Consider the following 25,773-nt stretch of genomic DNA (forward strand, 5'->3'; position numbering starts at 1 on the left):
CCCCTATGGTCGGCAGTGAGAGGCCAGTCGCTATTGGGCACGGAAGCCTTCGAGGAAGTGTAAAGTTTTTCAACATCACTTTAATAAAGCACTCCCCAGTAAACTACGGGTATAAACTACGCTCTTCAATCAGTTTTCGTCCCAAGATGTAGGGAATTGAACCAACTGAGACTAAGCTAAACTAAATTTAGCTACCGGAGTAAAGAACTATCCATATATGCCGAACATAAATAAGTCGCTTATTAATAAGCCAACGCGTTGAGATAATAATAATGCCTATCAAACCAGCCTGAAATCAGGCAGGCTGGTTTCAACATTACCAACTCTTGAGTAATTTCCAGACGTCTGATTAGCTAAAGAGGTATACATGCAGCGCTATATAGAATGGATTATTCGCTACCGGTTCGTAGTCATTGCTTTGACGTTAGTAATCACCATTGCGGCAGTCATTCAGGCAAAAAATCTAAAGATCATTATTGATCCTAATACCATGCTTCCCCAATCTCATCCCTATGTGACGACGAGCAACCAGGTTGAAAAGATTTTTGGGTCGAAGTATGTTGTTATGATAGGGGTTACTCCAAAAGAGGGCGATATCTATCAGCCTGCCGTGTTAGAAAAAATTCAGCATATGACGGCAGCTTTTCTCCAAACACCCGGCATAGTTAAAGAAAATCTGCTGAGTCTTTCCTCAAAGCGGGCCAAAAATATTGTTGGTACGGCAGAAGGCATGGAAGTCAAACAACTTATGCCGAACGCCCCAACTACAGTCGCGGAATTGACAGAACTGCGCCGGGCGGTTGCAAAAAACCCTGTGTATATTAATTCTATTGTATCTACAAATGGGAAAACGGCAGCCATCCTCGTGGAATTTAAAGACGAGCCGGGAGGTTTCCGAGCTATCATGAACAAGGTGGAGGCCATCGTTGAGCGTGAGCGAGACCCGCGGTTTGAAATCAACGTGGGCGGATTGCCAAGTTTTCTCGCCAGCATAGAAACTTACTCAGAGCGCATGGCATTTCTCTTTCCAATTGCCATTCTGATTTTGGGGTTGGTACTTTTTGAAGCGTTCCGAACAAAACAAGGACTTATTTTGCCGCTGGCTACAGCAATTCTTGCTGTAGCTTGGGGGGTCGGTGTGATGGGAGCTTTGGGTATTCCGATGGATGTATTTAATTCCGCCACCCCCATCTTGATCCTGGCGGTGGCAACAGGTCATGCGGTGCAGATGCTTAAGCGTTATTACGAAGAGTATTTTCGCTTGCGTGAAACAACAGATCTTTCCCTCAAAGACGCGAATAATCAAGCAGTCATTGCCTCTCTTGTCCGCGTTGGACCTGTCATGATAGCTGCTGGAGTGGTCGCCTCATTGGGTTTTTTTTCCCTGGTAGTGTTTAAAATCAGCACGGTACGCACTTTCGGGATTTTTACCGCCATTGGAGTGCTAGCTGCCTTGGTTCTGGAAATGACTTTTATCCCGGCGTTACGTTCAATTCTTTCACCACCCAGTGATGCTGAAAGAAAGCGCGAGAAGAATAGGCGGATCTGGGACAAAGCGACGGGAGCGATAGCAAACTGGGTAACTGGTCCCAACCGACGCAGGCTGTACAGTGGTGTTTTGCTCTTAATAATTGTTGCCATGATTGGTATGGACAGGGTAGAGATGGATAACTCTATCAAAAGTTATTTCTCACCTGACCTGGTTTTCGAAAAAGACGATAAGGCGTTAAATGAACACCTAGGCGGTACTAATACGCTGTATTTGCTGGTTGAAGGCGCAAGCGACGACGCCATTAAAAACCCAAAAACACTTCAGGCGATGGAGGATCTGCAACGTTTTCTTGAAAACCAGCCCTATGTCGGCAAGACTGTTTCATTAGCCGATTTTATCAAGCGCATGAATCAAGCTATGCATGGCGATGATCCCGCTTATTTCAAAATTCCGGAAAGCCAGGAATTGATATCTCAATATTTACTGCTCTATTCGATGTCTGGTGAACCGAGCGATTTTGATTCCTATGTTGATTATGGATATCGCTCTGCCAATCTGACGGTATTTCTGAAAACAGACAGCAGCGCCTACATAGAAAAACTGGTCGAAAAAATTAATGCGTTCACAGTGGCGAATTTTGATAAAAATGTGCATATCGGTATCGGTGGCAGCGTACCGCAAGGTGCGGCACTGAATGAAGTCATGGTTTACGGGAAGATACTTAACATCCTGCAAATCGCCGTTGTTGTTTTCATTATTTCAAGCCTGATTTTCCGATCCTTGGTGGCCGGGATACTGGTTCTTCTTCCTCTTGTGGCTGCTGTTCTGACTAACTTTGGTCTTATGGGATGGAGTGGGATCCCGTTAAACACTTCAACTTCGCTTATCTCGGCAATGGCAGTGGGGATTGGGGCAGATTACGCAATCTATCTAATCTATCGGTTACGCGAAGAACTCATGATGGGAGTTGACGAAATCACTGCTGTGCGGAACGTTATCGCAACAGCTGGCCAGGCAATCCTGTTTGTTGCGATCGCGGTTTCAGCTGGTTATGGGGTACTCTTGTTATCATTCGGCTTCAATCTACACAAGTGGCTGGCCATCCTGGTTGCTGCGGCTATGATCATGAGTTCGCTGTCTGCACTGCTGCTTATTCCCGCACTTATTCTTACATTTCGCCCAAATTTTATTTTCAGGAGAATTGCTGTGAAAAATACCCCACTGATTGCTTCTATCACTGTATTGTCACTAACCTTAGGCTTATCAATGCAGCCCCACAATGTCTGGGCAGCCGAATCCGACCTCACGCAGATCATGGAAAAGAATTTCGTCGTTTCCAAGGTTTTGGATTCAGTGGCTAATGCCACGTTTACCCTAATCAATAAGACCGAGCAGGAACGGATTCGAAAGACTTTTGGCACGACCAAGCTTCAGGGAATCGGGAACGATACTATGCGTATGACGCGGTTCTTGTCACCACCGGATGTGAAAGGAACGGTGTCGCTGCTGATTGAACATGCCGATAAGGATGATGACATCTGGATTTATTTACCCGCGCTAAAAAAGGTACGACGCCTTGTTTCTAACAACAAAAAAGATAGTTTTATGGGCACGGATTTTACTTATGCCGATGTAATTGGTTATAAAGTAGGCGAATGGAGTTATAAGCTGCTGAAAGAGGAGCTGGTAGACGGGCAGCCCTGTTATGTCGTCGAAGCATTACCCAAAAATGACGCCATTAAAACCAGCAATGGTTACTCGAAACGCATCGGCTGGCTACGTAAGGACAATCTGATGGCAGTAAAAATGGAATATTGGGATGAGGCAGGACAGATGTTGAAAACCTCGACTTACACCGATATTCAATTGGTAGACCAGAAGCGGGGCAAGTGGCAAGCCATGCGCCTTGAAGCAAGCAACGTCCAGACCGGTCACCGCACGGTGATTAAATTTGATAACTTCAAGGCGAACCAGCAGGTAAAAGATGAGTTCTTTACTACACGGTACATGGAAAAAGAATAATGCTGCAAATGGGCATTAGTATTTCCTGCTACACAAAGCGCGCTCTATCATTGGCAATTATCTTTGCATCGCTCAGCACACAGCTGGCTCATGCATTGATCATAGGTGAAATCGAAATGATCAGCAGGGAAGGAGAACCACTACTCGCGTATGTTCAGATATCCCCTTCAAATCCTGACGAAAAAATAACTACCGACTGCTTTTCCTTGGTTAAGCCAAGGATCACTTCCGGACAAGATGAGCCAGACTTGTCCACTGCAAGCTTGGAGCTGGAAGGAGACAGAAACATTGGCCAACGAATCAAAATTTCTACAGCGACTCCAATCAATGCGCGCTTGCTGACGCTCCCGCTAAAAGCGCACTGTGTCCCACATGATCTAATTATCCGCGAATTCAACCTCGAACTGAAACCGGCGCCAAATACTTTATTCCCACAGGCAGAGAGTTTCTCAACGCCAGCGGAGAAAGTAGATGTAAATCTTTTACAAAAACCGGAACTGAATGGTTCGATTCGAGCGGGATATTTCAGTTCATCACGCAAGCTGGATGGGAAAAACGATTTAGGTACCGGCTCGATATGGCTTAAAGCTACGCAAAATATCGGAGAAGATATTTCCGTGGTTGCTCAGGGATGGGTTCGTAACGACGAAACTTTCAGAGCAGACGCGGATTCAAAAAAATTACAAGAGGGATATATAAAATTCAGTACTGGAAATATGGATTATCGAATTGGCAGACAAATCATAGCATGGGGGCGGGCAGATCGCTTGAATCCAACCGATAATCTGACACCACGAAACTTCACTCTGCTAACGCCTGAGGAAGATGATCAGAGACTAGGATCATTGGCAGCGAAAGTAACTTATCACTCACATGAAAATTCACTGACCGGCATATGGCTCCCCGGTATGGATCCCCATATTTTCCCTGTCGCTGCGACACCAGGCATTTTTTTTACTCAACATATCCCCCATACCAACCGGGTTGCGCTCAAATTTGATCACAGCGGGGGGAATGTGGATTGGTCAGCTTCTTACTATAGTGGGTTAGATCTGACTCCTGACATCGCGATTGGAGCGACAACCCCGTCTAGAACAAATGTAATATTCGATCACAATCGCATCCGCGTATTGGGAATGGATGCCGCTACGGCCATTGGCCGCTATGGATTGCGTGCTGAAGCCGCATATACTTGGACAGCAAATACCGGTGAGAACGACTTCCTTATAAAGAAGCCGTTTCTCTATATGGTGATGGGCGGTGACAGAACTTTCTTCGACTACCTTAACATCAATATTCAATATTACCTTCGCCATGTTACAAATTATTCCGACCCGCAAGCAATAACAAACCCTCTCCTGCGACCAGTCGCAATTCAAACAGCCGCACTATGGAACCAGTTCAGCCGTTCTCAGCATGGGGTAAGTGTCCGGGTCAGCAACAAATGGTTTAATGAAACACTGGAAGGCGAAATCGCTGCTGTCGGCTCTTTTGGACAGAGCAATTATTTCATAAGGCCTAAACTGGTCTATGCCTTTAGTGACAACGTGAAAGGATCGCTTGGCCTGGATATTTATCGAGGAGAAAGCAACACGTTCTTCGGTCGGCTGCGAGATAACTCATTGTTATTCGCAGAAATGAAATACGGCTTCTGATTGAACAAGGAATATACAAATCTTAAAGCTCCCCAAGTGGAGCAACTTTCTGTGATGATGGTATATCGCCTGATGGTTTAGCCATCTTGCGTTCCATTCGCTGACTGTGATGTTGCAAATTATCACTCAATTGGCTGATAATTTCTGAAGCTGCACTAATAATTTGATTTGAGCCGAATCCTCCTCGGGCCATTTCTTTGTAGAAAGATTTTGCAAATATTTTCGCTACTTGATCAGGATTGTGAAAAACGCTACCCAAAGATGCACCCATATTATTTTGGGCTTCCTGGGCTAGCGCCAGTTGGGCAAAGCGCGAATTCAGAATACTCTGCAATTGGATTGACTGAATCGATTTACCGATGAATAAAGCAACCACATTAAGAAGATTCAAGTCAACCAACTGAAATGCACAATTGCCCATGTGACCACTTATATTAACTACACCTATAATGTGCCCACCAATGGTTATAGGCGAGGAAATCAGACTTTTACCTGGTTCACTTGCACGTCGAGCCAATTTGGCGAACTCCGAATGGTTAATATCTTCAATCAACAATGATTGCCCAGTTGCAATCACATAGCCAGCAATCCCGTCGCCCTTCCCTATCAACTCTTTATACGCTGCTGCCGGCAGCGGGCCGTAACTAGCGCACACACTCATAAGTAAATTATCGGATTTATTATCATTGAGCAGCATGATTGAGCAATTTATGGCGCTCAATATTTTTGCCGTCATTTCAGCTAGTTGTGCAAGGTTGTCATTGAGGTTCCCCTTCTCTAAAAAATTAGACAAATCCTGAAGCTTGATCAATGAAGTCTCTACATCACTCATTATGAGATTATCCTTATCTTTACTATTAAGCAGTCCAGTAACCAAGTTTTACACAGTAATCAACAGTGCCCGAGACACCTCATTCAAGCTTAGGTGAAATGAAAGCCTTATGGAACAGATGACGCGCAAGAAGCAAAGAAGGCATACGCAACCAGGTTGCGCGTACATAAAGTATCTGTCGAGCTGCACCGGTCAACCAATCAGAACAGCTCTTGTGGACTGGCATGAGCGCACGTTCAAAAAGCTGATCTGTAAAAATCAAGGTTAATGGGTTGGGACGACCATTTTTGGCTGCTTCTATCATGTCTAAAGGGATGGGCGTGTTCAAAAAATGGACAGCATAACGTAAGGCATAAAAAAGTGGTCGACTTAACTCAAGTTCCTGTGCTCGCACGGCTAGATTAGGCCAGAACGCTGGCAAATTGTTGAAATGACGTAACAAACTATCAATATCAACCAAATCCCGAAGACCCTGATCCAGTTGATCATTATGGAATAGGTGGACTGCACTATGGAGCACCATGTCGACCGGCGCAAATACCTTTAAATCGTCGTAACCATCAAGTAATTGCGCCGCAGCCAAGAGCTTTGCCGAATCAGGATGAAGAGCTGCCGTTTCCGGCAAAATCGCATGATGCACGTCGATGACGGTCATCCGTTTAATATGCTGCATAGGGGGCAATTCGTGCATCCATGTGCGATAGTAGCGCTGGTCATAGGCATCGTGATGCGTCGCAGCCCAACCATGAAGCATCAAGGCGGCCTCTACAGCATTGAGACTACCTTTAGGTACTATGATGTCGATATCGGAAAATAATCTCCCTTTAGCAGACGGCAGTTTTGCCATGACATAGGCAGCGCCCTTAAGGAGAATGACCGGCATCCCTATTTTCGCCAATGCATTTCGAATCTGGGTGATTTCCCAATGAACAGCTTGAATGTGTTTTTCAGAAATTACACGCGACCATTCCAGATGCTCCCGAGGTTTTGGCGGCACCTGTTCGAGTAAGCCGCGTTCGTCCAATGAAATGCAAATGCGTGCCAACAGATTGGCGCGGCGTGCTTGACGTATGAGTAAATCCCAATCAGTTAAACTCAGGGAAATTAATGCCTTGGGCTCTCGGAGAGCTTTCAATATTAAATAATTCTGGATCACATTTGTAATATCTGTCAAAAATAATTAATGTGCTCTATATAAAATAGAATAGATAATAAACTTTCAACTTCCCGCAGAAGAAAAAATCCATTTACCCTAAAACTCGATCCGCTTCCTTCATAAAGGAAGGCTAGGAGTAGCTTAATCGTAAATGACTTCTATTTAATATACAGATGATTACTTTCTCAAATTTTCGGCTTTAATGCACCAAATATTTCAATGGCATCATCCAATTTACTGTACGTAAAATCGTAACACAGAGACACATCAATCAAACTCGCCATGGTTTTAAAGCCATTGAGTCCAAGAAGACTATAATTAAAAGAATTGTCCGCAACCCGCATGAAAGCGCGAGATTGCGGCAACGCCTCCAAACACGCCTTAGCGCCTGCCTGATACTTAGGAAAAATAATCCACGCAACCTGAACGACCTCTGTAGCTCGAGCTAAGCTATCAGGCGGTGCTTTCATATGGGCAACCGTGCCCTTTATCGTATCTGCCACCTTGCGGCTGAAAATCGCGTTTGGCTCATAACGCCTGATAATCTCGATAGATTCGTTTTTTAAGCTAACGGGGCGCGGAAGCGGGATGAGTTTCCCATCACTAACACGAACCAAAGCAAGCTCATCAGACAGCAATCTCCACCCACGGTTTACCAAGGCTGCGCATAAGGTACTTTTACCCGAACCAGGAGGAGCGGGCATAATTACAGCATAACCACCTTTTTCAACTACCGCCGCATGAATAATCAAACAGTGATTAGCATGATTCGATACGCACCAATTCAGCCCCCACTCCAACATAGGAAATGCCTGGTCGAGCGGCAGAGGTTTAAATATTGTGTTTCCATCAAATAAAAACAACGCCTGTGGCTTGAACCATCGTCGCAGGTTACGTGGGCGAACAAGACTAATGTGAAAATCTGCAAAATCATCTTGTTCTACTAAGGGATAATCGGCATAAAGCAAACCGATACCTTCAGCCACATGGGAAATCGAAGTTTTGAGGTGCGTGGTAAAAGAACCGGTTTGCAGAAATATCCCCGTCTTTCTAAGACGGCGTTTAAGTTCTGATGGAGTTAATGCAGAAACATTCAAAATCAGCTAAATTCTATCAGCCCAAGCGTATTAAGCTCATTGAGGAGGTGTTCAATTTGAAAGAAAAATTCCTCATACGTTACCATTTTTGCTTGCAGACGTGGGGCAAGCACTTCCGTTAGGGATAACACGTTTAATGGCGATTGTCGTAATTCCAATAGTATTTGAGTAGCCGTTGAATCAAGCAGATGCGTATCTCCCGAAAGCTTGTTATAAAACACGAATTCATCATCCCATGAACAGCAGTTAACTACTTGATCGGGAATTACTTGCCATTTCATGTTTAATCACAATGTATGGAAGGGAAGTAAGACCAAAATCTGGTTATGCTGATAATTCAATTATTTTGAGTTTTGTTCTAAATAATAAATAATTTTTGAAGCATCCCAATCTACATTGGCAGTTGGAGAAAAAACACCACGATCCTGCCATTCATAGAACATCGATCGAATTGTATCTTCAGTCAAATAAGGAGTTGCTCCACTTCTCGCATTTTGTAATGCTTTTACAAGATGTTGTAATAGTTTTTGTATTTCAGGATCAGGGTTCTGAGGTGCAACTACAGAAGTTGAAGTTGTTGAAGTGGGCATCGTTATATTGTTCGTACCCTTGCCTTTTTGCACCGAAGAATTTGAACCTGATGAAGCACGAAACGCCGTCATGTAGCTCGCAGCTCCCAATTTACCCTTTTCCACTTGCTGCACTGGAGCGGTTACTTTTGCAAGTTGAGGCTCTGGCCAAGGAATTGTCAGCATATCTGACAGGCGTTTATTGTTATACGACGTATTTGATTGGCTTGACTTTGGAAACGCGGCTATAAATGTTTCGTCCGGATTTGTGACAAATTTAGAGGGAGGCGGAGGGGGACAAGCACCATGCTGGCTGGTATTGCCAGATAAAAACCCAGATGGTGACTTGCAATACGGATCACCCAATGCGGGCCGACTCGCAAGAGTTAGAATTATCCCTGATACCGCCAAACCAGATATCGCAAATCGTCTGCGAGATTCGCCTGAAAACTTTATTTGATCATCCGTATCCTGAGATAATTGCTGCTTTTCCAACTCATTATTTTGATCCAAATTGTTAGTCATCAATAATCATCCTTTTAAAGTTGCACCCTGCATTACACGCACTGCTACAACTCAATTATTTAGCGCAGGTAAATAATGAGGAGACTGGTAGAATACACTGAACAACTTAAGCAAAATACATGCCACATACCATATATAAAATATAATATGCTAATAAACAAAATTATACATTGTAAATCCTTGTCGATTTCTAGTTCTGCTGAATATTATTATTATCAAGGTGTAAGAATTTTCGACATCAAAACCCACTATTCATAGCTCTAATGTGAATTAGAGTGGTGTCAACACTCAACCCCTCATAGAAGAAATATCCGTTCGTTCTGTGTCCGTCATAAGAATGAGCAGATTTATTTTCGCCGAGCAAGGAATTCTGCCCAGTCGCCGCGCATCATGGCTTGTTTAACTTCTTGTGGCTTCCCATTGATCTATATCTCAACCGACAATGCGTCTTCCCGCATGTCATATTCCTAAAACCAAGCAAGTTTCACAGGAGGGCGCGTGTAGTATAACCTTGGCCCATTACTAACTAATACGGCTTTTTAAGATTTTCGGTATAGCCAGGCAACAGCTATCTCGAAGCGGAGTATGTACGCCCCAAACATTTAATTTATCTTTTTAGCAGTCCCGCCCATCCTTCGACAAGCTCAGGACGAACGGATTTTTAGCTGGCTATTCTTGTAATTCATCCGAAAGTACTACTCACTGTAAATCACTATAGAACCATATCAATTAACAGCCGCCCTATAACAGATATAATTATATATTGGAAATTTCTCACTTGCGGCTTGATATATGTCAAAATTAACATATAATTTTTGCCTATGTTAATTTTTTGCCCGCATCAAAATAAAAATGCCGCATACCAAAATACCTTATAGAAATCCATACCATGCACAAATCTGTTCCCAACAATTCGCTGAAAACTGCATGCTCGACTTGTAATCTGCGCAAACTATGCCTGCCCGTTAACCTGAGTAATATCGAAATGGCACGCTTGGATGATTTAATTACCCGCAAGGGTGTTTACCGTCATGGCAGCATATTATATCGGAGCGGGGACAAATTTCAGGCACTGTATGCAATTCGTACTGGTTTTTTCAAAACCCAGATCCTTAATGAAGACGGACGCGAACAAGTGACCGGCTTTCAGATGGCTGGAGAAATCATCGGCATGGATGGCATTAGTAGTGATACACACACTTGCGATGCCGTAGCACTTGAAGACTGTGAGATATGTGAAATTCCCTTTAATCGTCTGGAGGATCTCGGCCGAGAGCTCCCTCCTCTACAGAGACACCTGCACCGCATCCTTAGCCGAGAAATTGTCCGAGATCAAAATATTATGCTGCTGCTTGGATCAATGCGTGCAGAGGAACGCTTGGCTGCTTTCCTGCTCAATCTATCACAGCGTTTTGCGGTACGCGGTTATTCCCCCACCTCATTCCAATTGCGCATGACGCGTCAAGAAATCGGCAGCTATCTCGGATTAAAACTGGAAACCGTCAGTCGCGCACTGTCCCACCTACAGGAAAGCAAACTGATTAATGTGCGCAATAGATCATTGGAAATACTTTGCCTGCCCGGGCTGCAAGCTTGCATAGGAAAGCGTGCGCGCTAACCTATCACTATTTGATAACGCACCGCGCATTGTTGTTCAATCTGAACATGAACCCTATAACTTTCCTTGTAACCACCAGCATTACAATAATGAAAACCTGTCACAACTGGTTGATCGTTGTGTACCCATCATCTCTTTCATCAGCTTAGGCTGATATCCTTTTCGTAATTTTACAATTATCCATCGGTGCAATTACTGATTGTTGTAAGGGAAAATAAATGCGTAACCTGCTTTTACTGTTATTTATAACGCTGCTGGTCGGTTGCGAGAAACCCAAGCCGCCTACACCATTCCAAGCCATTGATGTCAGTTGGCGGTATGCAGTAGAACCTGTGGATTTCCATCTCACCGACCCCAACGGCAAAATACGCAGACTATCGGATTTTAAAGGCAAGGTGGTGGTATTGTTTTTTGGTTATACCCACTGTCCCGAAATTTGTCCGACTACACTGGCTGATCTAGCGCAGGTGATGCGCCTACTCGACAAGGATGCAGAAAAGGTGCAGGTGCTATTTGTCACACTGGATCCAGAACGCGATACGCCAAAACTATTAGCTGAATATGTTCCCTCTTTTCACCCGTCTTTTCTGGGCTTGTATGGCGATACCAAAACTACTGCACAGGTAGCCAAGACATTTGGCGTCCATTATGACAAGCGGGTCGAAAAAGACAGCTATACACTGGATCATTCCGATGGCACCTACTTAATTGGCACACGCGGCCAGCCCGTATTGCTTTCCCCTTATAACCAGCGCGCCGAATTGTTAGTGCAGGATATAAGATTGTTACTGCAGATGGCGCATTAAACCGGGATCTAAAATTCCCTAATCCGTCCACTCCAATTTACATATCGGCTGATACACAAACAGCTTATTCACCATCGTCTATACCTCGTAATACCTTAAAAATCACATCCGGCATAAAGCCGCGCGATTGCATAAAACGTAGCTGCTTGACTTTTTCCTTGGCATTCTCAGGGACAATGCCGAACTTTTTTTGCCAGATGCTGCGAGCCGCTTCCAGTTCGGTATCTCTCATTTGCGGTAATGCATCGTTAATCAGATCTTCGCCTATACCTTTCTGGCGAAGTTCATATGTAATGCGCTGCATGCCGAAACGATTGCGGCGCATGCGCACCAACTGCTCGGCTGCACGAGAATCGGATAACCAACCGCGCGCCGCCAATTCATCCAAAACCCTATCCACATTGTCGTCTGGTGTAGCTTGAAGCAAAAGCTTAGCGTGCAGTTCGGCACGACTATATTCACGCCGCACCAGATATTTCATGGCGCGGGTGTGCAGGCTTAACTCAAGCTTCTTTGGCACCGCTTTCTGTTCCATCATTGAGTGCAACTACACCAGCCGCAGCGCGGATTTTGTTCTCAATTTCAATTGCCATTTCAGGATGCTCTTTAAGATATTCGCGCGCATTATCTTTTCCCTGACCAATCTTCTCACCCTTGTAACTGTACCAAGCGCCAGCTTTCTCGACCAGTTTGTGCAGTACACCCAATTCGACGACTTCGCCTTCACGAGAAATACCTTCACCATATAAAATATCGAATTCCGCCTGTTTGAACGGCGGCGCCACCTTGTTCTTAACCACTTTCACGCGGGTTTCTGAACCGATTACCTCATCGCCCTTTTTAATCGCACCGACACGACGAATGTCCAGCCGAACTGAAGCATAGAATTTTAGAGCATTGCCGCCGGTCGTGGTTTCCGGGCTACCAAACATCACACCGATTTTCATACGTATCTGATTAATAAAAATCACTGTTGTATTGGAACGCTTGATGTTAGCGGTCAACTTGCGCAATGCCTGCGACATCAAACGTGCCTGCAAACCCATTTGCGGCTCGCCCATTTCCCCTTCAATTTCCGCCTTGGGAGTCAGTGCTGCCACAGAATCAACCACCACCACATCCACAGCAGCCGAACGCACCAACATATCAGCAATCTCCAACGCTTGCTCACCGTTATCCGGTTGCGAAATGAGCAACTCACTGACATTCACGCCCAGCTTTTGCGCGTATTGCGGATCGAGCGCATGTTCTGCATCAATAAATGCAGCCGTTCCGCCTAATTTTTGCATTTCGGCGATTACTTGCAATGTGAGCGTGGTCTTGCCGGACGATTCCGGTCCGTAGATTTCAATTACACGACCACGCGGCAGGCCACCCACGCCCAGCGCGATATCCAATCCTAATGATCCAGTAGAAACCACTTGAATATCGCGCGCAATATCATGCTCACCCAAACGCATAATAGAACCCTTGCCGAACTGCTTTTCAATCTGACTCAGAGCCGCCGCAAGTGCCTTGCTTTTATTATCATCCATGTAACTTTTTCCCTTCAAAATTGATACATGATTATGGCATAAGCCATCCGAGTCTAAACTAGAAAGACTCTGGTTAGATCAATTTAAAATTTCCTGATTTAAAAACAGGATGACCATAACCGGCACGATCTTAAACTACCTCTGTTACCTGACTTAGCAGTTCCAAAACTCCTTGAAAAGCTATGCCCACAGACTGCGTGCGAATTTCTGCACGGTTACCAGAGAGATGATGCAGGCACACAAAGCACTGTCCCTCCTTAATTCCCCAAGCAAACCACACTGTGCCAACAGGCTTGTCCGACGTACCGCCTGCTGGCCCGGCAATGCCGCTGACCGCCAATGCCACCTGCGCATGGCTATAGTACAACGCGCCTGCTACCATTTCGCGCACTACGGCCTCACTGACCGCGCCGTAACGTGTCAGAGTGTCTTGGGCAACACCCAGCATCTCGCGTTTAGCCTCATTTGAATAAGTGACAAAGCCGCGCTCAAACCATTCGGAACTGCCCGCAATATCAGTAATGGCACTGGCCACCGCACCGCCCGTACATGACTCGGCTGTGGCCAACACAAGACCATGCGACTTTAGCGCACTGCCAATTTGGATTGCCATGTTTTCAATATCACGACTCACAAACATAATTTCATTGGCTTTTCATTTTCACGCTTGGACTAATCGCACGGCAGGTTGACTATCGGTCATCTGGAAAACTCAGCTAATCTCAAATAAAAATATCCCAGCTGGGTGCGGAGATAGCAGCTTTTTATTTGTACATCCCTCGTGCCAGATCGATCTGGATATCGCTTGCTGCTTCCAATCCGACCGCAATGCGCAACAAACCCTCACTAATACCCGCTGCATCTCTGGCCTCCTGAGTTATACGGGCATGCGTGGTGGTGGCTGGGTGGGTTAATGTGGTCTTGGTGTCGCCCAAGTTAGCCGTGATTGAAATCATGCGCGTGCTATCGATAAGACGCCAAGCCTCTTCTCTGCCACCCTTTACTTCAAACGATACGATACCGCCACCAGCCTTCTGCTGCTTCATCGCCAGTTCATGTTGTGGATGCGACGGCAGACCGGGGTAATACACGCGCGCCACATTATCCTGCGCCTCCAGCCATTGCGCCACGGACAGCGCATTAGCGCTGTGCGCGTTCATACGAATCTTCAATGTCTCCATGCCTTTCAGAAATACCCATGCGTTGAATGCGCTCATAGTCGGCCCCGCCGTACGCAGAAACTGGTATATAGGTTCTATCACTTTCTTGTTGCCTAGCACCGCACCTCCCAGTACACGCCCTTGGCCATCAAGATATTTAGTAGCGGAATGAATCACGATGTCCGCGCCTAAATCCAGCGGGCGCTGCAACGCGGGAGTGCAAAAACAATTGTCTACTGCCAGTAACACACCTTGCTGCTTCGCTACTGCCGCAATGCCTGCAATGTCGGATATTTCAGTAAGGGGATTGGACGGTGTCTCCAGAAAAAATAGCCGTGTGTTAGGTCGTACCGCAACTTCCCACTCGTTCACATCGGTGGCAGAAACAAAGGTCGTGTCCACACCAAACCGTTTAAAAATGGTACCGAACAAATTTACCGTCGAGCCAAATATGCTGCGCGAAGCGACGATGTGATCCCCGCTTTTTAGCAAACCCATACAGCACGCCAAAATCGCCGACATACCTGACGCCGTCGCCACACACTGCTCCGCGCCTTCCAGCGCGGCCAAACGCTCCTCAAACATGGTAACGGTAGGGTTGGTGAAACGCGAATAAATGTTGCCCGGCTCTGCGCCGATAAAGCGTGCAGCGGCTTGGGCCGCGCTATCGAACACGAAACTGGAAGTCAGAAACAGTGCTTCGCTATGTTCATTAAATTGGCTGCGTTTTGTGCCCGCGTGTACTGCGAGTGTTTCAAGCTGATAAGATTTTTCTGCGTGGTTAGATTGTTCTGGCATAACGTACTCCCTCGTGCAAAATAAAAAACCCGGATAGCTTAAGCTAAACCGGGCTTCACCCGCTTTAGCTGTATTTATAAAGCGCCCGCAAGCTGTTCCTCAAATCGGCGCGTATGCAAAATTAACACTTGGTACACATCATTGTCAACATCCGACTGCCATGAGGCAAAGGGCATCTAGCGCAGGTGTAATGTATGGCAGCCGGCCTCAAGCATGAGTCTCGCGAAGTGCTGGGAGACAGGGCATTATTTCAGGTATTCTTTAAGGATAAGGTACGCTACACTAAAATGATAGAAAAATTACTTTATCATCGGCTATTGCACTTCGAATTTAAATCCACGCTACATCATCAGGATACAAATCCTTGCGGCGCTCGGAATGCGCGAATCAATCAACGGAGAAAATGTCATGGCGGGTCATAGTAAATGGGCAAATATTCAGCACCGCAAAGGTCGCCAGGATGAAAGGCGGGGCAAGATTTTTACACGCTTGATCAAGGAAATTACCGTGGCGGCCAGGCTGGGTGATAGCGATCCGGCCAGTAATCCGCGCCTGCGATTAGCGATGGAAAAAGCCTATGACCAGAATATGCCGAAAGATAATGTGGAGCGCGCTATTAAACGCGGCAGCGGGGAACTGGAAGGTGTGGATTACCTTGAGCTGCGCTACGAAGGCTACGGCATCAATGGCGCCGCGGTGATGGTAGATTGCATGACCGATAATAAGACACGCACCGTGGCCGATGTGCGCCATGCTTTCACAAAGCACGGCGGCAATCTCGGCACAGATGGTTCTGTGTCATTTCTATTTAAACATTGCGGGCAGATGATTTTTGCACCGGGCACCGATGAAAATGCACTAATGGAAGTAGTGTTGGACGCGGGAGCAGAGGACGTAATGAGCAATGATGACGGCAGTATCGAAGTTATTACTGCACCCAATGATTTTATCGAAGTTAAGCAGCGCTTGGAAACCGCTGGCTTTAAGCCGGAAATGGCAGAAATAATTATGAAGCCTATTGTCGAAGTCATGTTTACGGGTGACGATGCAGTGCGCATGCAAAAACTATTAGACGCACTGGAAAACCTTGATGACATACAGGAAGTTTATACAACGGCCGTGATTGCGGAATGAATGAAGAGAAAACAGGGATAAGGGGAACGGCTAAATTCTCTTTTCTCCGATGACTCATTCTTCTCCCGCACGCATTTTAGGTATTGACCCAGGCCTGCGTATTACCGGGTTTGGCGTGCTGGACAAAGTGGGGCAAAAACTCATTTATGTCGCCAGCGGCTTTATTAAAACACCGGGTGGTGATTTGCCTGAGCGTCTTAAGGTCATTCTCAATTCATTACGTGAAGTGATTGAAATGCATCAGCCGCAGCTGGTGGCGATAGAAAAAGTATTCGTTAACGTCAATCCGCAATCCACCCTGCTACTGGGGCAGGCGCGTGGTGCGGCGATTTGCGCTGCGGTACTGGCGAGCTTGCCAGTTGCGGAATACACTGCGTTGCAAGTGAAGCAGGCGGTGGTCGGTAATGGCCATGCGAAAAAGGAGCAGGTGCAAGATATGGTACAGCGATTGCTGGAATTGTCCGACTCCCCCAGCCCGGATGCGGCGGATGCGCTGGCGTGTGCGATTTGTCATGCGCACGCTGGTATGGGAATGGGCCAACTGGCGACCAAGGGCTTGCGCATGCGCAATGGCAGATTAAGTTAGAAAGCATGGTAACTTCTCCAGCCACGGATTAAACACGATTGTAATTTTTCTAATGCAATAATTATCGCATCTGCACAATTAGCCGAAAAGATTAACAAAGGAAAACATGATTGGGCGTTTGACAGGTAACTTGTTGGAAAAAAATCCACCGCAAATTTTGTTGGATGTTCAAGGCGTGGGATATGAGGTGAATGTGCCGATGAGCACTTTCTATAACCTGCCTGTACTGCATGAACGTGTGGTTTTATATACCCAACTTATCGTTCGTGAAGATGCACACCTGCTCTATGGCTTTGCTTCTGAGGACGAGCGCACAGCGTTTCGTCACTTGTTGAAAATTAGTGGCGTGGGGCCGAAGTTGGCGCTGTCGGTGCTGTCTGGTTTGAGCTTGAATGATCTTGCCATTGCCGTGGCAAGTAAAGAGGTAGGGCTATTAACCAGAATTCCAGGCGTTGGCAAAAAGACCGCCGAGCGGCTGTTGCTGGAATTGCAAGATAAATTCATCGTGTCCGTGTCGGATGGCGCAAGTGGTGTTGTGACGCCACATGGCAACGATATCACCAACGCGCTGTTGGCGTTAGGCTACAGCGGGAAGGAAGCGGATTGGGCAGCCAAACAATTGGCCGCAGATGCAACTGTATCGGACGGCATCCGCCAAGCACTTAAGCTATTATCCAAAGTATGATCCAAAACGATAATCTAACTGCAGTTGATCGCATTATTTCTCCCGCTCCCGTCTCTTTGCAGGAGGAAATGCAGGAACGTGCATTACGCCCTAAACATCTGGACGAATATATTGGCCAGGAAAAAATACGAGGGCAGTTGGAAATTTTCATTGAAGCAGCTCGCAAACGCAAAGAGCCACTTGACCATGTCCTACTGTTCGGCCCGCCAGGGCTGGGCAAGACGACTTTAGCGCATATCATCGCACGCGAGATGGGCGTCAACATGCGCCATACTTCCGGGCCAGTTTTAGAACGTGCCGGGGACCTCGCTGCCCTGTTAACCAATCTCGAGCCGAACGATGTGCTGTTTATCGATGAAATCCATCGTCTGTCGCCGGTGGTGGAAGAAATCCTGTATCCCGCGCTGGAAGACTATCAGATCGATATCATGATCGGCGAAGGCCCCGCAGCGCGCTCGGTGAAACTGGACTTGCCACCGTTCACTCTGGTTGGAGCAACCACTCGCGCCGGTATGTTGACCAACCCCCTGCGCGACCGTTTCGGTATCGTAGCGCGCCTGGAGTTTTACACCACCAGCGAATTACAGCGCATCGTGACGCGCTCTTCCGGTTTACTGGAATTGCCAATCTCGCCCGATGGGGCTCTGGAAATTGCGAAACGTTCACGCGGTACGCCACGTATTGCAAATCGATTGCTACGCCGCGTGCGCGATTTTGCCGAAGTAAGGGCGCAAGGCGAAGCAACGCGCAACGTGGCAGATGCCGCGCTTACCATGCTCGACGTAGATATGCAGGGGTTGGACATGATGGACAGAAAACTATTGTTGACCGTGATCGAAAAGTTTACCGGTGGCCCAGTGGGCGTAGACAATCTTGCCGCTGCCATCGGCGAAGAGCGCGATACCATTGAAGATGTGCTGGAACCTTATTTGATTCAACAGGGCTACTTGCAACGCACATCGCGCGGAAGGGTGGCGACCGCTAATGCCTACAAACATTTTGGACTAGCGCAGCCACGTAATGCTAACAGCAAAGATTTATGGGAGGAGAGCAATTAGAAACAATGCATTGTCAATAATCTTTGCATTCGTTATTCCCGCACAGTTAAATTCAAACCTTGAATATGCCAGCGAGGGACACATCACAGCCAATACTCAAATCTGCGGGCTGCCCATCCCTTAATCCGGCTGACCAGTGAACGCTGCTCCCATGTTTCCTTGGTCATTTCGACTGAATTGCGGAGATCCTCGAAAAACGCATTTTTCATCGCAGTGCCGAACTCATCGCCAAAGACCACCACGTTGATTTCATTGTTGTGCAAAAAACTACGGGTATCAATATTGGTCGACCCTACCGTCAACCAAGCCTTGTCGAGCACGGCGGTCTTGGCATGCAAGACCGCAATTTGCAGTTGATAGATCTTGATCCCGCTGGCCAGCAATTTGCTGAAAAAGAATTTGCCGGCCTTAATTTTGGAGTGGAGGTGTCCTTAACCCATGACTTAGGCTCTCATGATAGGGTCAAAGCTGCTTCACTTACCAATGGAATAGTTAGAGTCGATACCGAGCATAATGATGTTGCACGGATCATGCTTAAGAGCCATTATTTTTTTACACCAGAGAAGAAATTAATGGGAAAACAATGGGGATGTGGTCCTTTTGTCTCACTACAGCCTGGATCAGATCAAATAATTGAAGCTGTAGGCTTAGGGGTAATGTTGGGCTTTAAGCGAAATATCAAAGATGATAACGATACTAGCAGTTGGAATAGTTGGTATCGGAGCCGTTACCGATCCAAATGTAAAAGTACCCGGAGCTGGCATTGCGAAAAATCAACCTCTTCCAACAGGCGAATCGGAGATTCGCTATAAAGAGATGAGTCAATGGGGTGTTCTGATACTAACTTCATTCAGTTTCTAAAATTAGGGTATACGGAATTTTGTGTAAACTGGGTTTGCAAATAACTCATTAAAATCCGTACATCAAACTGAATCAACGGGACAAAATGGAAGCACCCGTTTTATTTCCCACCTTCAACCCTTCTCGACGGGCCTTGCAGGTGATAGTTCAACTGATGTCCCAACCGTCGATACCCGCTTTGCCACCTCAAATACCTTCAGCGCATCTACCTTAAGCAACCTCACTGTCTGCTCCCGAAACTATCGTACGTAAATTCTTTTGGATATCTGTTCCATCTTCGTCCCCATCGTCAGCATTTTAGAAACATTGGATTTTTTGCCAGCTTACCTCAATGCATTATGGTTGACAGCTACCCTATCACTCGCTAAATTCCATACCTTGGCAATTCAGTCAACAAAAGGAAAAAATCATGGCTGTTCTCGTCGGTAAGCTTGCCCCCGATTTTACTGCTGCTGCGGTGATGGGTAATAATGAAATAAACGAAACTTTTAATTTAAATAGCTACTTGGACGGCAAGTATGGTGTGGTGTTCTTTTACCCACTGGACTTTACTTTCGTTTGTCCTTCCGAATTGATTGCATTCGATCATCGTCTAAACGACTTCAAGGAACGTCAAACAGAAGTAATCGGCATTTCCATTGATTCCCAGTTCACACATCTGGCTTGGAAAAATACGCCCGTTAATATGGGCGGCATCGGTCAGGTGCGCTACCCGCTCGTGGCCGATATTAAACACGACATTTGCCGTGCGTATGACGTTGAACACAAGGATGGCGTAGCTTTCCGCGGTTCGTTCCTGATAGACCGGGGCGGTATGGTACGCCATCAAGTGGTGAACGATTTACCGCTGGGTCGCGACATTGATGAGATGCTGCGTATGGTAGACGCATTGCAATTTCACGAGGAGCATGGTGAAGTTTGTCCCGCTGGCTGGAGCAAGGGTAAAGCTGGAATGGATGCCTCTTCTGAGGGTGTGGCGAAGTACTTGACCGAGCACGCTGAAAAGTTATAAACACTTATTTTAAAGTTACGCAAAGGCTCCCTCGGGAGCCTTTTTATTGATCTCAATCGCAGCCAAGGACTGCTACAATTCGACCACTCTGTTACGATTTTGCAAGGCACTTATGTTGATTTGGCTCGTGATTTTGTATTTGATGATTTCTATCGGAATTGGCTTGTATGCCGCCACGCGCGTACATAATGTCAAAGATTATGTAATGGCTGGCCGGCACTTGCCGCTGTATGTTGTAACTGCCACCGTGTTTGCTACCTGGTTTGGTGCGGAAACGGTATTGGGAATATCCACAAAGTTCGTCCAACAAGGCTTGAGAGGAATAGTTGAAGATCCTTTCGGTGCCAGCATGTGCCTGATTTTGGTGGGGATATTCTTCGCCGCCAAGCTCTATAGAATGAATCTGATTACCATCGGCGACTATTACCGGAAACGCTACGACCGCTCGGTGGAGGTACTTACCAGCCTGGCTATTATCGCTTCATACTTGGGCTGGGTATCCGCGCAAATTACAGCGCTGGGCCTGGTGTTTTCCTTTATCACCCAAGGTGCGCTTTCACCCAGCGAAGGTATGGTGGTTGGCGCTGGTATCGTGCTGGTTTACACCTTGTTTGGCGGCATGTGGTCGGTGGCGTTGACCGATGCTTTCCAAATGACGATTATCGTTGTCGGCATGTTGTACCTGGCTTGGCTGCTGTCCGGTGTAGCAGGGGGGGCAGGAATGGTCATAGACCATGCCGCACATGCCAACAAGCTAATTTTCTGGCCACAGCTTGAAACCAAAGATGTGCTCGCATTCATCGGCGCAGCGGTAACCATGATGCTAGGCTCCATTCCACAGCAGGACGTATTCCAGCGTGTGATGTCCGCAAAAAATGAAAAAACAGCCGTACACGGTGCGCTACTCGGTGGCGTTCTGTATTTTCTGTTCGCCTTCATTCCCATTTTTCTGGCTTATTCCGCCACGTTGATCGATCCCATAATGGTCGCCACATTGATCGACGAAAATGCGCAGTTGATTTTGCCGACGCTGATCATGAACCACACGCCGGTGTTTGCGCAGGTAATGTTCTTTGGCGCACTGCTTGCCGCTATTATGAGCACTGCCAGCGGCACTTTACTGGCACCGTCAGTGACTTTTACCGAAAACATCCTGAAAGACATTATCGGCCACCAGAGTGATCGACATTTTTTGTGGACTATGCGCATGGTCGTTGTATGCTTCACCGTGGCCGTTACCTTGTTTGCGCTAAAATCTACATCAAGTATCTATTCGATGGTGGGGAACGCCTACAAGGTGACTTTAGTGGCAGCGTTCATTCCGCTGGTGTGCGGGTTGTACTGGAAGCGGGCGAACACGCAAGGAGCGTTGTTTGCAATTGCCGCGGGCCTATCTTCCTGGTTATTGCTTGAAATTTTTAATCCTGAAGGGCTGTGGCCACCGCAACTAGCGGGCTTACTGATGAGTGCAACAGGCATGTTGGTCGGCTCGCTGCTGCCGGATTTGAAGCGCCGCCGCCAGGCTGTTCATCAAATTGAATAGCAGACATGGCCGTCATACTACTGTCACAATTCTGTCATACCATCGCAAGTTGTTTGTCATGTGAACAACGGAGAAATAATGACCGCTAATATTCTGGTAGTGGAAGACGAACCTGCGATTCAGGAACTGCTGGCATTCAACATAGCGCAATGCGGCTACCGCGCAATCGAGGCATATGATGCCGATAGCGCTTGGACGCACATCAACCATGCGCTGCCAGATCTAATCCTGCTTGACTGGATGCTGCCCGGTAGCAGTGGCGTGGAGCTGGCGCGCCGTCTACGCACCGATCAACGCACACGCAACATTCCCATTATAATGCTGACTGCACGTACCGACGAACGCGACAAAATTATGGGGCTGGAGTCAGGTGCAGACGACTACATAACCAAACCATTTTCGCCGCGTGAGTTGATGGCTCGCATCCGTGCCGTGTTACGCCGCCGTGCACCACAAATGAGTGATGAAACAGTCACGGCAGGTGGGCTGGAATTATCGCCAGCGATGCATCGTATCAACGCTAATGGAGCAATGATTGATCTTGGGCCGACCGAATTTCGTTTGTTACATTTTTTTATGACCCATCCCGAGAGAGTCTATAGTCGTTCGCAGCTGCTCGACCAAGTTTGGGGCGATCATGTATTTGTGGAAGAGCGCACAGTGGATGTGCACATTCGCCGTCTGCGCCAAGCGCTTGAACCCTCCAGCCTCGATGGACTGATTCAAACTGTGCGCGGCAGCGGCTACCGTTTTTCGTGCAATTAAATAAATTGGATGGGTAAATCGTAGCCATAATTAATCCCGTCAATTGCAGTCTATTTGCATCCTGCCGATATGTAGTTTTCTCCTGCTTTGCACATCCTAGTAATGGCGCAGCGTAATTTTAAAAGGCTACACCATGTTTAATTTTTGGCGGCGTGCACTTTTTTTCCCTTTTGTCTTTCTCGTTCTCTCCTTGTTAGTGTGGGCAACAGTTGGAGCGTTACCCGCTACCTTATTCTTTAGTGTATTTTTGCTGATATATCTAGTGCTTCACTTGCGCCAGCTCGAAGCACTTGATTACTGGCTGGCCGATTCTGATGAGCGTATGGTGCCTGATGGTCCAGGGATGTGGGAGGAGGTCTTTACGCGGCTGAACAGAATGGTACGTCAGCATCGCAAAGAACATGAGCAACGTGTCGCGGCACTACAACACATGGAGCAGGCTACCTCGGCGCTGCCAGAAGGAGTGACCATACTCGATGAAGCCTATCACATTGAATGGTGCAACCCGCTTGCCGAGCAACATTTTGGCCTGGACTGCAAGCGCGACATCGGCCAACAAATCACTTATCTGGCGCGTCAACCTGAATTCGTGCAGTACCTTGCCCTGCACGAATTCAGCGAACAACTGGTTCTGTGCGGTGCGCGGCAGGACGGGCTGACGCTGTCCATCAAACTGATTCCCTACGGCAACAACAAGCTGCTATTGATCAGCCGCGACATTACTCATCTGGAACGTATTGAGACCATGCGCCGTGATTTTGTCGCTAATGTGTCGCATGAACTACGCACACCGCTTACCGTAGTCAACGGTTTTGTTGAGACCCTGCACGACATGCCCAACCTTGAAAACAGCATGACACGCCGCGCGCTGCACCTGATGGGCGAACAAACGCACCGCATGGAGCGGCTGGTAGACGATTTACTTACCTTGTCCAAACTGGAGGACACACTCAACGCCTTGCAGGAAGAAACCGTGGATGTATCCAGACTTTTAAGCACGCTACATCAAGAGGGACAATCTTTAAGTGCGGAAAAACACACCTTGCGACTGGAACTAACAAGTAGTTGCGCTCTGCTTGGCAACGCCGATGAGTTACGCAGCGCCTTTGGTAATTTAATATCAAATGCCATCCATTACACTCCGCAAGGGGGCGAGATTTTAGTAAGCTGGCACGAACAAGGCGACCGGCCAGTTTTCAGTGTCCAGGACAGCGGTAGCGGCATCGCGCCGCAACATATTCCGCGCCTGACCGAGCGTTTTTATCGGGTAGACCGCAGTCGCGCACGAGAAACCGGAGGCACAGGTCTGGGGTTGGCCATTGTCAAACACATAGCTAGCCGACATCAAGCGCGACTTGAGATTGCCAGCGTGGAAGGCAAGGGCAGCACCTTCAGCATGGTATTCCCGGCCAGTCGACGTCTGTCATTGCCAGCGGAAGAAACTGGTGCCACTTAGTGATACCATTACATATTAATGGCTGGATATTCAATAACTTCTCTTACACTCAGGCTAAGTTTTTAACATACCATGCCATCGATTCTTCCAAACCTTGGGCAATAAAGTGACTAGGCGCATAACCCAGAAAAGACTGGGCTTTTGAAATATCTGCTTGAGAGTGGCGCACATCACCCCCACGAAAATCACGGTAAACCGGTTTAAATTCTTTCAAATGGGGAAAGTGCGGCAGGAGCAATATTCGGCATTGCTCAAAGAGGTTATTAAGCGTAGTTCTATCCCCGACAGCGATATTGTAAACTTGATTGGTGGCAGCGATATCCTCTACAGTCGCTGCAAGAAGATTGGCTTGCACGGCGTTGTCGATATAGCAAAAGTCGCGGCTGGTTTCTCCGTCGCCATTGATATAAACAGGCTGATTCTTGATCATACCGGACACCCACTTCGGGATTACCGCTGCGTAGGCACCATTAGGATCCTGGCGACGTCCAAAAATGTTGAAATAGCGCAATCCGATTGTGTGAAATTCATAACATCTACTAAATACATCAGCATAAAGCTCGTTCACATACTTTGTCACTGCATAAGGCGACAAAGGCTTGCCTATTAAATTTTCAACCTTGGGCAACCCGGGATGATCACCATAAGTTGAACTGGAAGCCGCATATACAAAGCGTTTTACCGCTGCATCGCGCGCCGCCACCAGCATATTGAGAAAACCCGAGATATTATTTTCATTAGTAAGTATGGGATTCTCAAGCGAGCGTGGCACCGAACCAAGCGCCGCCTGATGCAGTACATAATCCACACCTGATACCGTCTCTCGACAAACACTTAAATCGCGAATATCACCCTCAATGACACGCAACCGAGCCCATTGCGACGGTGTTACGTAATGCTGTACCTTCTCCAGATTCTCTCTATAACCAGTAGAAAAATTATCCAAGCCAATAACATGCTGCTCGAGCCGGAGAAGTGTCTCTACCAAGTTGCTCCCAATAAATCCAGCCGCGCCCGTAACCAGCCAAACACATGGTTCCTGCGGAAGACGCTGCTTAAGAGCTTGAAAAGCGGTCATAATTATTCCTCACACATACCAAAGAGCCATACCCTATGCCTTTGACTAACATCGAATTAAAATGCGAATTTGTCGCTTGCAAATGCAAATTATTTGTAATTAACAATTGAAGACTTCAGAACATTTCTAAACGGGTACCAAAGACGACTTAAATCGCAGACAGAAATTGCCCCTATCGAATTCTACCTTAGCTCAACTTCATTTCACACTTACCATCCAGGTTTAACAAAAGTGCTGAATATTTATCAATGGTAATCATTCAAATATTACAAAAAACTTGCAATCATCTTTGAATAAAGTAATAATAATAATACGAATTGTTCTTATTTA

At 46.9% G+C, this 25,773-nt stretch carries 24 protein-coding genes; 13 read left to right on the forward strand and 11 right to left on the reverse strand.

The genetic code is table 11. The annotated features are described in order from the left end of the window. Positions 1-367: 367 nt before the first annotated feature. Together W01_RS04040 and W01_RS04045 are read left to right on the forward strand one after the other, a co-directional pair. Positions 368-3,514 (forward strand): outer membrane lipoprotein-sorting protein, encoded by a 3,147-nt coding sequence (locus W01_RS04040; protein WP_173052310.1) that lies wholly within the window; start codon positions 368-370, stop codon positions 3,512-3,514. Continuing rightward, positions 3,514-5,169 carry a type IV pilus assembly protein FimV gene (locus tag W01_RS04045; protein ID WP_173052311.1) on the forward strand — a complete coding sequence of 552 codons (1,656 nt, stop codon included), beginning with the start codon at positions 3,514-3,516 and terminating at the stop codon, positions 5,167-5,169. Before W01_RS04040 ends, W01_RS04045 begins: the two co-directional genes overlap by 1 nt. Positions 5,170-5,191: 22 nt before the next feature. Here W01_RS04045 and W01_RS04050 read toward each other — a convergent pair whose 3' ends face one another. The 5 genes from W01_RS04050 to W01_RS04070 form a co-directional block, all read right to left on the reverse strand. Continuing rightward, positions 5,192-6,001 (reverse strand): GAF domain-containing protein, encoded by an 810-nt coding sequence (locus W01_RS04050; protein ID WP_173052312.1) that lies wholly within the window; start codon positions 5,999-6,001, stop codon positions 5,192-5,194. Between the two features lie 79 nt (positions 6,002-6,080). After that, entirely contained in the window at positions 6,081-7,157 is a 1,077-nt protein-coding gene (locus W01_RS04055; RefSeq protein ID WP_198421379.1) for a nucleotidyltransferase domain-containing protein, read from the reverse strand. 185 nt (positions 7,158-7,342) lie between these two features. Further along, entirely contained in the window at positions 7,343-8,254 is a 912-nt protein-coding gene (locus tag W01_RS04060; protein WP_173052313.1) for an HprK-related kinase A, read from the reverse strand. Positions 8,255-8,256: 2 nt separating this feature from the next. After that, positions 8,257-8,535 (reverse strand): HPr-rel-A system PqqD family peptide chaperone, encoded by a 279-nt coding sequence (locus tag W01_RS04065; RefSeq protein WP_173052314.1) that lies wholly within the window; start codon positions 8,533-8,535, stop codon positions 8,257-8,259. Positions 8,536-8,595: 60 nt separating this feature from the next. After that, positions 8,596-9,348, reverse strand: coding sequence for a hypothetical protein (locus W01_RS04070; RefSeq protein WP_173052316.1), 753 nt, complete (start codon positions 9,346-9,348; stop codon positions 8,596-8,598). Positions 9,349-10,237: 889 nt separating this feature from the next. Here W01_RS04070 and fnr point away from each other — a divergent pair. Next, complete coding sequence (fnr, locus tag W01_RS04075; protein WP_173052318.1) at positions 10,238-10,966, forward strand: fumarate/nitrate reduction transcriptional regulator Fnr; 729 nt, start codon at positions 10,238-10,240, stop codon at positions 10,964-10,966. A gap of 218 nt (positions 10,967-11,184) precedes the next feature. Beyond that, positions 11,185-11,772 carry an SCO family protein gene (locus tag W01_RS04080; RefSeq protein ID WP_173052320.1) on the forward strand — a complete coding sequence of 196 codons (588 nt, stop codon included), beginning with the start codon at positions 11,185-11,187 and terminating at the stop codon, positions 11,770-11,772. Positions 11,773-11,836: 64 nt separating this feature from the next. Here W01_RS04080 and recX read toward each other — a convergent pair whose 3' ends face one another. The 4 genes from recX to W01_RS04100 form a co-directional block, all read right to left on the reverse strand. Further along, positions 11,837-12,310, reverse strand: coding sequence for a recombination regulator RecX (gene recX, locus W01_RS04085; RefSeq protein WP_242007031.1), 474 nt, complete (start codon positions 12,308-12,310; stop codon positions 11,837-11,839). Continuing rightward, entirely contained in the window at positions 12,276-13,307 is a 1,032-nt protein-coding gene (recA, locus tag W01_RS04090; RefSeq protein ID WP_173052322.1) for a recombinase RecA, read from the reverse strand. Before recA ends, recX begins: the two co-directional genes overlap by 35 nt. Before the next feature lie 130 nt (positions 13,308-13,437). Continuing rightward, on the reverse strand, positions 13,438-13,947 hold the full coding sequence (locus tag W01_RS04095; protein WP_173052323.1) for a CinA family protein: 510 nt from the start codon (positions 13,945-13,947) through the stop codon (positions 13,438-13,440). Positions 13,948-14,071: 124 nt separating this feature from the next. After that, the gene (locus W01_RS04100) at positions 14,072-15,265 is read right to left on the reverse strand and encodes an O-succinylhomoserine sulfhydrylase (protein ID WP_173052325.1); all 1,194 of its coding nucleotides are present in this window, start codon (positions 15,263-15,265) and stop codon (positions 14,072-14,074) included. Between the two features lie 408 nt (positions 15,266-15,673). On the opposite strand from W01_RS04100, the gene W01_RS04105 reads away from it, so the two are divergent. From W01_RS04105 to ruvB, 4 genes are all read left to right on the forward strand, one after another. Beyond that, positions 15,674-16,399 carry a YebC/PmpR family DNA-binding transcriptional regulator gene (locus W01_RS04105; RefSeq protein WP_173055732.1) on the forward strand — a complete coding sequence of 242 codons (726 nt, stop codon included), beginning with the start codon at positions 15,674-15,676 and terminating at the stop codon, positions 16,397-16,399. Between the two features lie 49 nt (positions 16,400-16,448). Beyond that, positions 16,449-16,985, forward strand: coding sequence for a crossover junction endodeoxyribonuclease RuvC (gene ruvC / locus W01_RS04110; protein WP_173052327.1), 537 nt, complete (start codon positions 16,449-16,451; stop codon positions 16,983-16,985). A gap of 106 nt (positions 16,986-17,091) precedes the next feature. Continuing rightward, positions 17,092-17,670: a Holliday junction branch migration protein RuvA gene (gene ruvA, locus W01_RS04115; RefSeq protein WP_173052329.1), complete on the forward strand. Its 579-nt coding sequence runs from the start codon at positions 17,092-17,094 to the stop codon at positions 17,668-17,670. Next, the gene (ruvB, locus tag W01_RS04120; RefSeq protein ID WP_173052331.1) at positions 17,667-18,728 is read left to right on the forward strand and encodes a Holliday junction branch migration DNA helicase RuvB; all 1,062 of its coding nucleotides are present in this window, start codon (positions 17,667-17,669) and stop codon (positions 18,726-18,728) included. The genes ruvA and ruvB overlap by 4 nt, the downstream gene beginning before the upstream one ends. Before the next feature lie 83 nt (positions 18,729-18,811). On the opposite strand, the gene W01_RS04125 is transcribed toward ruvB, so the two are convergent. Continuing rightward, complete coding sequence (locus W01_RS04125) at positions 18,812-19,066, reverse strand: phospholipase D-like domain-containing protein (RefSeq protein WP_338140708.1); 255 nt, start codon at positions 19,064-19,066, stop codon at positions 18,812-18,814. On the opposite strand from W01_RS04125, the gene W01_RS04130 reads away from it, so the two are divergent. From W01_RS04130 to phoR, 5 genes are all read left to right on the forward strand, one after another. Then, positions 19,061-19,540: a hypothetical protein gene (locus tag W01_RS04130; protein WP_173052333.1), complete on the forward strand. Its 480-nt coding sequence runs from the start codon at positions 19,061-19,063 to the stop codon at positions 19,538-19,540. The two genes, W01_RS04125 and W01_RS04130, sit on opposite strands and share 6 nt — an antisense overlap. A gap of 458 nt (positions 19,541-19,998) precedes the next feature. After that, complete coding sequence (locus W01_RS04135; protein WP_173052335.1) at positions 19,999-20,601, forward strand: peroxiredoxin; 603 nt, start codon at positions 19,999-20,001, stop codon at positions 20,599-20,601. Between the two features lie 112 nt (positions 20,602-20,713). Next, a complete protein-coding gene (locus W01_RS04140) occupies positions 20,714-22,144 on the forward strand; it encodes a sodium:solute symporter family protein (RefSeq protein ID WP_173052337.1) in 1,431 nt (476 codons plus the stop codon). A gap of 78 nt (positions 22,145-22,222) precedes the next feature. Continuing rightward, positions 22,223-22,909, forward strand: a complete 687-nt coding sequence (gene phoB, locus W01_RS04145) for a phosphate regulon transcriptional regulator PhoB (RefSeq protein WP_173052339.1) — start codon at positions 22,223-22,225, stop codon at positions 22,907-22,909. A 133-nt stretch (positions 22,910-23,042) separates the two neighbouring features. Further along, positions 23,043-24,365: a phosphate regulon sensor histidine kinase PhoR gene (phoR, locus tag W01_RS04150; protein ID WP_173052341.1), complete on the forward strand. Its 1,323-nt coding sequence runs from the start codon at positions 23,043-23,045 to the stop codon at positions 24,363-24,365. Positions 24,366-24,414: 49 nt separating this feature from the next. On the opposite strand, the gene W01_RS04155 is transcribed toward phoR, so the two are convergent. Next, complete coding sequence (locus W01_RS04155) at positions 24,415-25,443, reverse strand: NAD-dependent epimerase/dehydratase family protein (RefSeq protein ID WP_173052343.1); 1,029 nt, start codon at positions 25,441-25,443, stop codon at positions 24,415-24,417. Positions 25,444-25,773 lie beyond the last annotated feature (330 nt).

The sequence above is a fragment of the Candidatus Nitrotoga sp. AM1P genome (genome assembly GCF_013168275.1).
Taxonomy (GTDB): domain Bacteria; phylum Pseudomonadota; class Gammaproteobacteria; order Burkholderiales; family Gallionellaceae; genus Nitrotoga.